This window comes from Streptomyces recifensis (genome assembly GCF_002154615.1).
Classification (GTDB): Bacteria; Actinomycetota; Actinomycetes; order Streptomycetales; family Streptomycetaceae; genus Streptomyces; species Streptomyces griseoluteus.
This window is the reverse complement of sequence record NZ_MUNH01000020.1, coordinates 34527-45434: the sequence shown is the minus strand read 5'-3', so window position 1 is coordinate 45434 and position 10908 is coordinate 34527. Positions and strand designations below refer to the sequence as shown.

The window sequence follows — 10908 nt, the reverse complement described above, 5'->3', positions numbered from 1 at the left end:
GCCGCCATGGCGGCCTGCAGACAGGCTGGTCTGACCGCACATGTGGCGGTCTCACATGAGTGGGACGCACATGTAGTGATCGGCATACGGTGAGGTGCGCCCGGAGGACTACGAGAAGTCGCGGGCCCGCGCGATGAGCACGGCCACGTCGTCGTGGTTGTCGGGCTCGTACAGCGTCTCCAGGAGCTCCTGGCAGACCTCTTCCAGCGGGCGCTCCGGGGCACCCTCCAGCAGCTCCAGCAGACGTTCCAGACGCTCGTCCAGCGAGTGACTGCGGGTCTCCACCAGACCGTCGGTGTACAGCACCAGCTCGTCGCCCGGCTCGAAGTCGACGGTCACGGTGGCGAACTCCACACCGCCCACTCCCAGCGGCACCCCTGTGGGCAGGTCCAGCAGCTCCGGCGCGCGGCCCGGCCGTATCCGCACCGGCGGCAGATGCCCGGCATTGGCGATCAGACACCGGTGCTGCCGGGGGTCGTGTACGGCGTACACACAGGTGGCGATGGAGTGCTCGGTCGCCGCGGTGGCCTTGTCCAGCTGCTCCAGCAGCAGTGACGGATCGAGGTCCAGGGACGCGAGCGTGGTGGTGGCGGTGCGCAGCAGGCCCATGGTGGCGGCGGCGCTGATGCCGCTGCCCATCACGTCGCCGACCACCAGCGCCGTCTTGTCGCCGTCCAGCGGTATGACGTCGAACCAGTCACCGCCGACCTCGCTGGTGGACCCCGCCGGCTGGTAGTGGGACGCCACCTCGAGGCCCGCCGTCACCGGCGGATGGCTCGGCAGCAGGCTGCGCTGGAGGGTCAGCGCGGTGCTGCGGGCGTTCTGGTACCAGCGGGCGTTGTCGATCTGCACGGCCGCCCGCGCCGCCAGCTCCCGCGCCAGCAGCACGTCGTCCTCGTCGAAGGGCTCAGGGTTGCGGGTCCGCTTCAGGTCCAGCGCGCCCAGGATCTCGCCGCGCGCGATCAGCGGCACCGCCAGGTACGAGTGCAGCCCCGCCCGGCTCAGCATGACGGCGGCCTCGGGGGAGCGGGCGATGCGCGGCAGGTCCTCGTCCTTCACCCGTGGCACGAGCACCGCCTCACCGGTGCGTACGCACTCGGTGACCAGCCGGTCGGGGCCGTACAAGGCGATGCCGCCGGGCCGGTCGGCCGCTCGGGTGGCGTCGCCGCTGTCGTCCGGGCGGACCGCGAGCGCGCGGATCACGGCGGCTTCGGCCGGCCCGAGGGTGGTGCCTCTGCCCTCCACCACCGCGTCCAGCAGGTCGACGGCGGCCACGTCGGCCAGCGCCGGCACGGCGACCTCGGCCAGCTCGCAGGCGGTGCGCTCCAGCTCCAGCGTCGTACCGATCCGGGCGGAGGCGTCCGCGATCAGGGCGAGCCGGCGCCGCGCGTTCTCCGCCTCCACCGCCGCCCGGTGCTGCTCGGTGATGTCGGTCAGGGACAGCGCGATTCCCAGCACATTGCCGAGCGAGTCGTCCAGGCGGTATAGGGACAGGGACCACGTGTGCTCGGCGTCCAGGTCGGCCGGGGTACGGCCCACCACGGTCCGGTCGATCACCGGGTCCCCGCTCGTCAGCACGTCCCGCAGCGCCTCCTCCACCACGTCGGGGTCCAGCAGCGGGAGCACCTCGCGCAGCATGCGGCCCTCGTGCGCCTCGGCCGGGACCCCGCTGAGCCGCTCCAGGGCGGGGTTCACCGAGACGAACCGCAGCCCGGTGTCCAGGACGGCCAGCCCGAGGGGGGACTGGTGCACCATCCGTTCGGACAGCGCCACGTCGTGCTCCAGGCGCCGTAGCGTCGACTGGTCGGCGGCCAGGCCCAGCGCGTACACGTCGCCGCGGTCGTCCAGCAGACGCATGTTGCGGAACTCGACCAGCCGGGTGGTGCCGTCCTTGCGGCGGACGGGGAAGCCGCCCGCCCAGCTCTGCCCGGTGCGCATCACGTCCTCGAACAGCTCACTGACCAGCCCGATGTGCCGTTCGTGCACCATCAGCCGGGCCGCGTACCGGCCGAGCGCCTCGTCGGCGGTGTAGCCGAACAACTCCTCGGCCTGCGGGCTCCACAGCACGATGCGACCCCTGCCGTCCAGCACCACGGAGGCCACGTTCAGCATGTCGAGCAGCCCGCCGGGCCGCACCGGGCCGCGCTCGGGCTCGCCGTTACCGGCCGCCTGAGTCTCGGCTGCACTCACGCCACGCACCGCCTTCGCCCGTCCGCATGGCACGCCGTCCCCCGTGCCGACTCCCCTTGTTGTACCGCGCTCACACCCGGCGTGCCGAGGGCTGTGGGCCCGCATACGTCCGCATCCACCATCCCTCACTTCCGCCTCGCGCGTACTCCCGTGCCCCTCCGGCCCCGTGGCGGGTGGGGCCGGCGGCACCCGCTGATGCGGCAGAGTTCACCGTCATCTTCCCTTCTTGGTCTGTACATGCCTACAGGGCCGGGCCAGACTGTCCGCCGACCGAGTGTCCCCACCCCCCTCACCGAGGAGTCGGCCCATGCCCGCGCCTGCCCGAAAGCGCCGCCACGCCTTATCCGCCGGACTGGTCACCCTGGCCACCGCCGCCGCCGTCTGCCTGGGCGCCGCAGCCCCCGCCTCGGCGGCGGACAGCTGGACCGAGACCGGTTCCGACCGCGCCGACCCGCTGACCGAGAGCCAGGGCCTGACCTCCGTGGAGGTCCCGGCGAACAGCCCCAACCGCTACACCGGCATCGGCACCATCCCGGTGGGCGTGTCCAGCCGGGGCTGGAACCATGTCGGTGACCCCGACGCCTCGTACGACGGCTACTACATCGAGCCCTACCAGCGGGACTCGGGCAACTCCAAGATGTACCGGGTGCAGGCGCCCGGCGGTGCCTGGTCGGAGTACGTGCACACGCTCGCCCCCGGCGAGGCCATGAACAACTCCTGGTCCGCCATCTCGCCCGACGGGCAGTGGATGCTCTCCGGCGAGTGGGGCACCATGAACCGCCTGCTTGTCTTCCCCACCCCCGGCATCAACCCCGCCACCTCGCCCTCGGCCGACCTGAAGCTGGCCTCCGAGGTCACCCTGGACCACCCGGTGCGCGACGTGCAGGGCTGCGACTTCTCCGGGCCCACGACGCTGCTCTGCTCCTCCGACGACCCGGAGGGCACGTTGTTCGGCATGACCAAGCCGCTCCTCCAGATCGACCTCTCGGCGGCTCCCAACGGCACCTCCAGCGTGTCCGGCCATGTCACCGCCCTGCGCCAGCTGCCGCTGCGCAGCTCCTGCTCGGGCAGCTTCGAGGCCGAGGGCATCGACTACGACCGGCGCAGCGGCATCCTGCGCGTGATCGTCGTCTCGCCGGGGTTCTGCGTGATCACGGACAGCAAGACGTACAAGTTCACCCGGAGCTGATCTAGCGTGACCGTTCCTTTCCGGGGGATGACCTGCGCCGGCCGGGGTACCCGAGCCGTGCGCACGGCCCAGGAAAGGAGCGGACATGACGAACACGGAGGCATCGCACCCGGAAACCGTCTCGGTGGAGATCAGCGGGTGTTCGCCGGACGACGCGCGCGTGGTCTTCGATGTGCTGAGCGCCTGCTTCGCGTCGGACCGTGACGCGGGCGAGACCCCGCAGGCACAGGACGAGGCACGCCCGACGGTGTGGCTCGGCACGTACGACATCGCGGACTCCCATACCGGGAACTGCCCGCCGGCCAAGCTCAGCTCGTCCGTCCAGGCGGATGTGCAGGGCGGGTACTGGGCGGTGAACCGGTTCCGGGAGGCGCTGGGCGAGATGTTCACGGTCGAGGAGACCGCCGCGGCCTCCGGCGACCAGGAGCGGGAACTCCACCTGCTGCTGGGCAGCCGCTGACCGACCCCCTCGTGCGAGGTGCCCCGGCCGACCCCCGTCGGCCGGGGCACTCTGCCGTGTGCCCTCCGTCCCACCCTTATGCAACTAGTTGCAAAAAGGTGAGCGGTTGCTCTACAACAAGAGGCGACCGCATCCCCACGGAGGGCCCGATGAGCCGTTACCCGCACCTGTTGTCCCCGCTCGACCTGGGATTCACCACCCTGCCCAACCGCGTCCTCATGGGCTCCATGCACGTGGGCCTGGAGGAGGCCGAGCACGGCTTCGAGCGGATGGCGGCCTTCTACGCGGCCCGCGCACGCGGCGGAGTGGGCCTCATCGTCACCGGCGGCATAGCCCCCAACGAGGAGGGGCGCCCCTGGGCGGGCGGCGCCAAGCTCACCACCGACGCCGAGGCGGAGGAACACCGCGTCGTCACCGACGCCGTCCACCGGGAGGGCGGCCGCATCGCCCTCCAGATCCTGCACTTCGGCCGCTACGCCTACCACGCGGACCTGGTCGCCCCGAGTCCGCTCCAGGCCCCGATCAGCCCCCACGTCCCCCGTGAGCTGACCGACGCCGACATCGAGCGGACCATCGAGGACTACGCCCGGACCGCCCGCCTGGCCCGGCGGGCCGGGTACGACGGCGTCGAGATCATGGGCTCCGAGGGCTATCTCATCAACGAGTTCATCGCCGCGGGCACCAACCACCGCACCGACCGCTGGGGCGGCTCGTACGAGAACCGGATGCGCTTCCCGGTCGAGATCGTGCGCCGGGTCCGCGAGGCCGTCGGTGAGGACTTCATCATCATCTACCGCCTGTCGATGCTGGACCTGGTCCCCGGCGGCTCCTCCCTGCCCGAGGTCGTCACCCTCGCCAAGGCCGTCGAGGCGGCCGGCGCCACCATCATCAACACCGGCATCGGCTGGCACGAGGCCCGTATCCCCACCATCGCCACCTCCGTGCCGCGCGGCGCCTACACCTGGGTCACCAAGAAGCTCATGGGTGAGGTGTCCGTACCGCTGGTCACCACCAACCGCATCAACACCCCGGAACTCGCCGAGGAGTTGCTCGCGGACGGCCGCGCCGACATGGTGTCGGTGGCCCGCCCGATGCTCGCCGACCCGGACTTCGTGGCCAAGGCCGCCGAGGGCCGGCCCGAGGCCATCAACACCTGCATCGGCTGCAACCAGGCGTGCCTGGACCACACCTTCGGCGGCAAGATCACCTCGTGCCTGGTCAACCCCCGCGCCTGTCACGAGACCGAGCTGGTGCTCACCCCGACCCGGCTGCGCAAGCGCGTCGCCGTCGTCGGCGCCGGACCGGCGGGTCTCGCGTGCGCGGTCTCCGCCGCCGAACGCGGCCACCAGGTCACCCTGTTCGACGCCGCGAGCGAGATCGGCGGCCAGCTCAACGTGGCCCGCAAGGTCCCCGGCAAGCAGGAGTTCGACGAAACCCTCCGTTACTTCCGCCACCAGCTCGACACCCACGGCGTCGACGTGCGCCTCGGCAGCTGGATCACCCCCGGCGATCTCGACGCGTACGACGAGGTCGTGGTCGCCACCGGTGTCACCCCGCGCACACCCGACATCCCGGGCATCGACCACCCACGCGTCGTCGGCTACCTCGACGTGCTGCGCGACGGCGCCCCCGTCGGCGACCGGGTCGCCGTGCTCGGCGCGGGCGGCATCGGCTTCGACGTGGCCGAGTTCCTCACCGACGCCGGCGACAAGGCGCACGAGGACCCCGAGACGTACTTCCGCACCTGGGGCGTCGACATGGACTACGCGGCCCCCGGCGGCCTCGCCGCGCCCAGCCGCCCCGCGTCCCCGCGCACCGTCCACCTGCTCCAGCGCAAGGCCACCAAGGTCGGCGCCGGACTCGGCAAGACCACCGGCTGGATCCACCGCACCGAGCTGAAGCACCGGGGCGTCACCATGGTCCCCGGCGTCCGCTACGACCGGATCGACGACGCCGGACTGCACATCACGGTCGGCGAGGAGAGCCACGTCCTGGAGGTCGACACCGTCGTCGTGTGCACCGGCCAGGAGCCGCGCCGCGACCTCTACGAGGAGCTGATCGCGGCCGGGGTCAGCGCCCATCTGATCGGCGGCGCCGACGTGGCGGCCGAACTCGACGCCAAGCGGGCCATCAAGCAGGGCACCGAGCTGGCGGCGGCGCTGTAGGGGGTGTCCCTAGGATGAGCCCATGTCACTCCCGCACGCCATCCTCACCGCCCTGCTGGAGAAGCCGTCCTCGGGTCTGGAACTGACCCGGCGGTTCGACAAGTCGATCGCCTACTTCTGGCCGTCGACCCACCAGCAGATCTACCGCGAGCTGGGGAAGCTGGAGGCCGAGGGGTTCATCCGCGCGCTGCCGTCCGCGCAGCCGGCCCGTGGGCAGAAGAAGAGTTACGAGGTGCTGCCCGCGGGCCGTGAGGAGCTGGCCCGCTGGACCGCCGCGCCCCAGGACCCCAAGCCGCTGCGGGACGCGATGCTGCTCCGCATGCGGGCCGCGGCCGTGGTCGGCACGACGGGCCTGGCGGCCGACATGCGGCGCCATCTGGAGCTGCACGAAGGTCAGCTGGCCGTCTATCAGGAGATCGAGAAGCGCGACTTCCCGCCCGGCCGGGACACCCCGCAGGACCGGCTCCGCCATCTGGTCCTGCGGGCCGGGATCGACCTGGAGACCTTCTGGGCCCAGTGGCTGGCCGAGGCGCTGAAGAACATCCCGGACTTCGAGCCGGACGGTCCGGAGAGCTGATCCCTCAGTGACGCCGGTACGCCTGGGGGCGGCGGCGCAGGAACCAGGCACCCGCGATGACCGCCGACCCCACCAGCGCCGAGCCCACCCCGAGGGTGAGCGTGCCGTGGTCACGGGTGGCTCCGCCGAGGCCACCGGCCACACCCCGCGAGGGTGCGGACGTGGCCGCGCGGGTCGGCGCCGGTGTGGTGGACGCCGACACGCTGACCACCTGGCTGCCCGCCGAGACGCCGTTGGAGCACTGCACCGTGACCGTGTAGGTCCCCGGTGCCACCGCCGACCAGGCGGCCGACTGACTGGTCGTCGTCCCCGACAGCGCCACCTGCCGTCCCTGGGCGAAGCTCGTCTGCTGGGCGCCCAGCAGCGAGGCCGTGCCCCAGCTGCCGTTGTTCAGGGCGCAGGCGCTGGTCACCACCGACACATTGGTGCCCGACGTGCTGACGGAGATTCCGGCCGCCGCGGCGGCCGGTCCGGCGAGCGCCATCGGCAGCGCGACGGCGGCCAGGGGAGCGGCGGAACGGGGGAGAAGTCGTATGCAGGGCATGGGTTCGCCTCCGGCGGCACGGCGGCGGTACGTCCCGTGCGCCGCCGGGGTCGGGAACATCCGTGCCACCCCAGAAGCAGCCAACGCGCCCGGGCGGGGCTCCGCATGCGCTGGGCGTCCGCCCAGGTGACGCGCTCCGCCGTCCGGGCGGTCAGCGGCCCGTGGTGACGGTCCGTTCCACGGAGAAGCCGCCCCAGGTGCCGTCCGGCAGCCGGGCCCGCAGCCGCACCCGGTGCACCCGACCGGCCTGCCGCCCCGCGTAGAGGCTGTGGTGCGCCCGGCCGGACGGCGGGGTGCCGCCCCACACCAGCGAGCTGTCCGTGTCCCCGTCCAGCCGGATCTGGTACTCGGTGATCACCCCGTCCACCGTCGGCGGGTCCCAGGCGAGATCCAGGTAGTACGACCCGGCTGTGTGGCGCGACACCACATCGAACCCGGTCGGGGAGGTGCCCCGGCGGTCGTCGGTGCCCGGTGTGGTGAGCCGGACCGGGGTGCTCGCGGGGGAGAGGTTGCCCGCCGCGTCCTGGGCCCGGACGGTGAACACGTAGCGGGTTCCGGGGCGCAGCCCGGTGACCACGGTCGCGGTCTGGGCCCCGCCCACGGCGTGGATCTTCACCCCGGCCTGCTGGATCGCGTACGACCGCACCCCCCGCTCGTCGCGTGCGGCCGCCCAGGACAACTGGACCGCCCGCCCGTCCACCACCTTGCCGGTGAGCCGCCCGGGGCGGCTCGGCGCCATATGGTCCTCGGCCACATAGGCAGGCGTCCGGGCCCGTACCTCGCGGCTGGGTGGTCCGAGGCGGCCGTCCGCGCTCCGGGCCCGCACGGTGAAGACGTACAGGGTGGACGGCTTGAGCCTGGTGACATCCACCATGTGCTGCGCGGCCGGGACTTCGCCGACTTTTGTGGGGCCGCGATAGACCTCGTAGGCATGGACGTCGGAGCCGGCCGCGTTCCACATCACATGGACGCTGGTGGCACTCCCCGCGTCTGCGGTGACGCCGGTCGGGGCGCCGGGAACCGGGCCCTCGCCGGACTCGCCGTCGGCCGTACCGCAGGCTGCGGCCAGCAGGAGAGCCGCGCAGAGCGGCGCCCAGCGGCCGGGGCGGAGGGGAACTCGTCGCACGGCGCTGCCTCCCGGAGGCCCGCATCACGGCAAAGGTCCGGACCAATATGGCGCTTACGGGGCCGTCCCGGCAAGGGGGCCGCGGTGGTGACGGTGGCCGGGCGTTACGTATGCTGTGGCTTCCCTGAGGCGTGAACTTCCCCTTTGCGGAGACGAGTTCATGCCCGTGGCGCGGACACGCTGTCGTCGCCGAAACCGCGCCGACGCGGGCGGCCGGGGGGCCGGACGTCGCCGATCCGCCCCCCGGACTCCCGTGAACTGCTCCGTCCGGCCGCAGAACGTGCCCTGTCCGGCCGCACGAAGCCGGCCTAACGGGTCTCTCGCCACCCGCCTGGGCGGTGGGTGACCGGAATGTCCCCCTGCGAGAGGTTCCCCCGCGTACGTGTTCCGTCGTTGGTGCCGGTCCCGGCCGGTGCCGCCCTGCTCGCCCCGACGTCGCCGCCCGCCGCTGCCGTGCCCCACGGGAGCCGGCACGACGCACCGAGTTGGCCGGGCGCGCACGGGCTGACGGCATGCGGGCCGGCCCCCGGTGGCGGGGACCGGCCCGGCGCTCACACCTTGCGGTAGGCGTACGCCTCGCTCGCGGCGGCCACCACCGCGTCCAGGTCGGCACCCGTCGCGGCCGTCACCACGGCGGCCACCGCGCCCTCCACGAACGGGGCGTCCACCAGGCGGGTGTCCGCCGGGAGTTCGTCGCCCTCCGCGAGCAGCGCCTTCACCGTGAGCACCGCGCTGCCCAGGTCGGTGAGAACCGCGACGCCAGCACCCTGGTCCACGGCGGCGGCCGCCGCGGATATCAGCTCCGCGCTGGTGCCGAAGCCGCCGCCCTCGGTGCCGCCCGCCGCGGCGACCGGTACCGCCGTGGCACCGCCCGCCAGGGACTTCGCCAGCCCGGCCACCGACTCGGCGACCTCGGCGCTGTGCGACACCAGCACGATCCCGACATGCCGCTCGTCACTCATCAGAGCCTCCTTCCGCCGCGGTCACGAGCGCGGCGATCAGCAGAGCGGACGAGGTGGCGCCGGGGTCCTGGTGGCCGATGCTGCGCTCCCCGAGATAGCTCGCCCGGCCCTTACGCGCCTGCATCGGGGTCGTCTCCACCGCACCGGACTCGGCGGCGCGGCGCGCCGTGTCGAACCCCTCGCCGAGCGCGTCCACGGCCGGGATCAGCGCGTCCAGCATCGTCTTGTCGCCCGGCGCCGCCCCGCCGAGCGCCTTCACCCCGTCCACTCCGGCCCGCAGCGCCTCCGCCAGCTGCGCCTCACTGACCTCGGGCGCGTCCCCGAGCACCTTCCCGGCCCGGCGCAGCAGCGTGCCGTACAGCGGGCCGGAGGCGCCGCCGACCGTGGAGATGAGCTGGCGCCCGGCGAGCGAGAGCACGGCACCCGGCGTGTCCGGCGCCTCCTTCTCCAGGGTGGCCAGCACGGCCGCGAAACCGCGCTGGAGATTGCTGCCGTGGTCCGCGTCGCCGATGGCCGAGTCGAGCGCGGTGAGCCGCTGCGCCTCCCGGTCGACGGACGCGGCGGTCGCCGTTATCCAACGGCGGAAGAAGTCGGCGTCGAGCACTGGATCTCCTTGGCTGGTAGGGATGTTGACCACTGACTCCGCCGTATCACATCCCCCAGCGCAGTGCCGGGGTCCGGACCGGCGCGTCCCACAGCCGCAGGAGCTCCTCGTCGACCTGGCACAGGGTGACGGAGGCGCCCGCCATGTCGAGGGAGGTGACGTAGTTGCCGACGAGCGTGCGGGCGACGGCCACGCCCCGCTCCGCGAGCACCCGCTGCACCTCGGCGTTGAAGCCGAACAGTTCCAGCAGTGGGGTGGCGCCCATGCCGTTGACCAGGACCAGCACCGGGCCGCGCGGGGTCATGTCGTCCAGGATGGCGTTCACCGTGAAGTCGGCGATCTCGCCGGAGGTCATCATCGGGCGTCGCTCGCGGCCCGGCTCACCGTGGATGCCGATGCCCAACTCCAGCTCGCCGGGCGGCAGATCGAAGGTGGGGGAGCCCTTGGCCGGGGTGGTGACGGCGCTCAGGGCCACCCCGAAGCTGCGCGAGCTGTCGTTGACCTGGCGGCCGATGGCCTCCACCCGCTCCAACGGCTGCCCCTCGGCCGCCGCCGCACCCGCGATCTTCTCCACGAACAGGGTCGCCCCGGTGCCGCGCCGGCCGGCGGTGTAGAGGCTGTCGGTGACCGCGACGTCGTCGTTGACCAGGACCCTGCCCACCTGGATGCCCTCGTCCTCGGCCAGCTCGGCGGCCATGTCGAAGTTGAGCACGTCGCCGGTGTAGTTCTTCACGACGAACAGCACCCCGGCCCCGCTGTCGACGGCCGCCGCGGCCCGCGCCATCTGGTCCGGCACCGGTGAGGTGAACACCTCGCCCGGACAGGCCGCCGCCAGCATCCCGGGCCCGACGAACCCGCCGTGCAGCGGCTCATGCCCCGATCCGCCCCCCGACACCAGCCCCACCTGCCCGGCCACCGGCGCGTCCCGCCGGACGATCACCCGGTTCTCCACATCCACGTTCAGATCCGGATACGCGGCCGCCATCCCCCGCAGCGCATCGGCCACCACGGTCTCGGGGACGTTGATCAGCATCTTCATCGGTGTCTCCTGGTGAGAGCTAGCAGACGGGCCTTTGAGCGGTGTTCGCGCT

10 protein-coding genes are annotated in these 10908 nt (G+C 72.6%); 4 read left to right on the top strand and 6 right to left on the bottom strand.

What is annotated here, in order from left to right; translation table 11 throughout:
• Window positions 1-108: 108 nt before the first annotated feature.
• A complete protein-coding gene (locus tag CCN33_RS01425) occupies window positions 109-2112 on the bottom strand; it encodes a SpoIIE family protein phosphatase (RefSeq protein WP_086690225.1) in 2004 nt (667 codons plus the stop codon).
• A gap of 385 nt (window positions 2113-2497) precedes the next feature.
• Between CCN33_RS01425 and CCN33_RS01420 the strand changes: the two genes are divergently transcribed.
• From CCN33_RS01420 to CCN33_RS01405, 4 genes are all read left to right on the top strand, one after another.
• Window positions 2498-3379, top strand: coding sequence for a hypothetical protein (locus CCN33_RS01420; RefSeq protein WP_107483883.1), 882 nt, complete (start codon window positions 2498-2500; stop codon window positions 3377-3379).
• A gap of 85 nt (window positions 3380-3464) precedes the next feature.
• Window positions 3465-3839 (top strand): hypothetical protein, encoded by a 375-nt coding sequence (locus tag CCN33_RS01415; protein ID WP_086690217.1) that lies wholly within the window; start codon window positions 3465-3467, stop codon window positions 3837-3839.
• A 149-nt stretch (window positions 3840-3988) separates the two neighbouring features.
• Window positions 3989-6004, top strand: a complete 2016-nt coding sequence (locus tag CCN33_RS33460; RefSeq protein WP_086690215.1) for an FAD-dependent oxidoreductase — start codon at window positions 3989-3991, stop codon at window positions 6002-6004.
• Between the two features lie 22 nt (window positions 6005-6026).
• Window positions 6027-6581 (top strand): PadR family transcriptional regulator, encoded by a 555-nt coding sequence (locus CCN33_RS01405; protein WP_086690213.1) that lies wholly within the window; start codon window positions 6027-6029, stop codon window positions 6579-6581.
• 4 nt (window positions 6582-6585) lie between these two features.
• Here the strand turns inward: CCN33_RS01405 and CCN33_RS01400 are convergent, their stop codons facing one another.
• The 5 genes from CCN33_RS01400 to dhaK form a co-directional block, all read right to left on the bottom strand.
• Window positions 6586-7125: a hypothetical protein gene (locus CCN33_RS01400; RefSeq protein WP_086690221.1), complete on the bottom strand. Its 540-nt coding sequence runs from the start codon at window positions 7123-7125 to the stop codon at window positions 6586-6588.
• 151 nt (window positions 7126-7276) lie between these two features.
• The gene (locus tag CCN33_RS01395; RefSeq protein WP_086690211.1) at window positions 7277-8251 is read right to left on the bottom strand and encodes a fibronectin type III domain-containing protein; all 975 of its coding nucleotides are present in this window, start codon (window positions 8249-8251) and stop codon (window positions 7277-7279) included.
• Window positions 8252-8802: 551 nt separating this feature from the next.
• Window positions 8803-9213, bottom strand: coding sequence for a PTS-dependent dihydroxyacetone kinase phosphotransferase subunit DhaM (locus tag CCN33_RS01390; RefSeq protein ID WP_086690209.1), 411 nt, complete (start codon window positions 9211-9213; stop codon window positions 8803-8805).
• The gene (gene dhaL / locus CCN33_RS01385) at window positions 9206-9817 is read right to left on the bottom strand and encodes a dihydroxyacetone kinase subunit DhaL (RefSeq protein WP_086690207.1); all 612 of its coding nucleotides are present in this window, start codon (window positions 9815-9817) and stop codon (window positions 9206-9208) included. Before dhaL ends, CCN33_RS01390 begins: the two co-directional genes overlap by 8 nt.
• A gap of 46 nt (window positions 9818-9863) precedes the next feature.
• Window positions 9864-10856 carry a dihydroxyacetone kinase subunit DhaK gene (gene dhaK / locus CCN33_RS01380; RefSeq protein ID WP_086690205.1) on the bottom strand — a complete coding sequence of 331 codons (993 nt, stop codon included), beginning with the start codon at window positions 10854-10856 and terminating at the stop codon, window positions 9864-9866.
• Window positions 10857-10908 lie beyond the last annotated feature (52 nt).

What these genes read in the sequence shown, in the direction of transcription:
- CCN33_RS01425 (WP_086690225.1), bottom strand. Translation starts at nt 2,112, where the DNA reads ATGCTGAACGTGGCCTCCGTGGTGCTGGACGGCAGGGGTCGCATCGTG.
- CCN33_RS01420 (WP_107483883.1), top strand. Translation starts at nt 2,498, where the DNA reads ATGCCCGCGCCTGCCCGAAAGCGCCGCCACGCCTTATCCGCCGGACTG.
- CCN33_RS01415 (WP_086690217.1), top strand. Translation starts at nt 3,465, where the DNA reads ATGACGAACACGGAGGCATCGCACCCGGAAACCGTCTCGGTGGAGATC.
- CCN33_RS33460 (WP_086690215.1), top strand. Translation starts at nt 3,989, where the DNA reads ATGAGCCGTTACCCGCACCTGTTGTCCCCGCTCGACCTGGGATTCACC.
- CCN33_RS01405 (WP_086690213.1), top strand. Translation starts at nt 6,027, where the DNA reads ATGTCACTCCCGCACGCCATCCTCACCGCCCTGCTGGAGAAGCCGTCC.
- CCN33_RS01400 (WP_086690221.1), bottom strand. Translation starts at nt 7,125, where the DNA reads ATGCCCTGCATACGACTTCTCCCCCGTTCCGCCGCTCCCCTGGCCGCC.
- CCN33_RS01390 (WP_086690209.1), bottom strand. Translation starts at nt 9,213, where the DNA reads ATGAGTGACGAGCGGCATGTCGGGATCGTGCTGGTGTCGCACAGCGCC.
- dhaK (WP_086690205.1), bottom strand. Translation starts at nt 10,856, where the DNA reads ATGAAGATGCTGATCAACGTCCCCGAGACCGTGGTGGCCGATGCGCTG.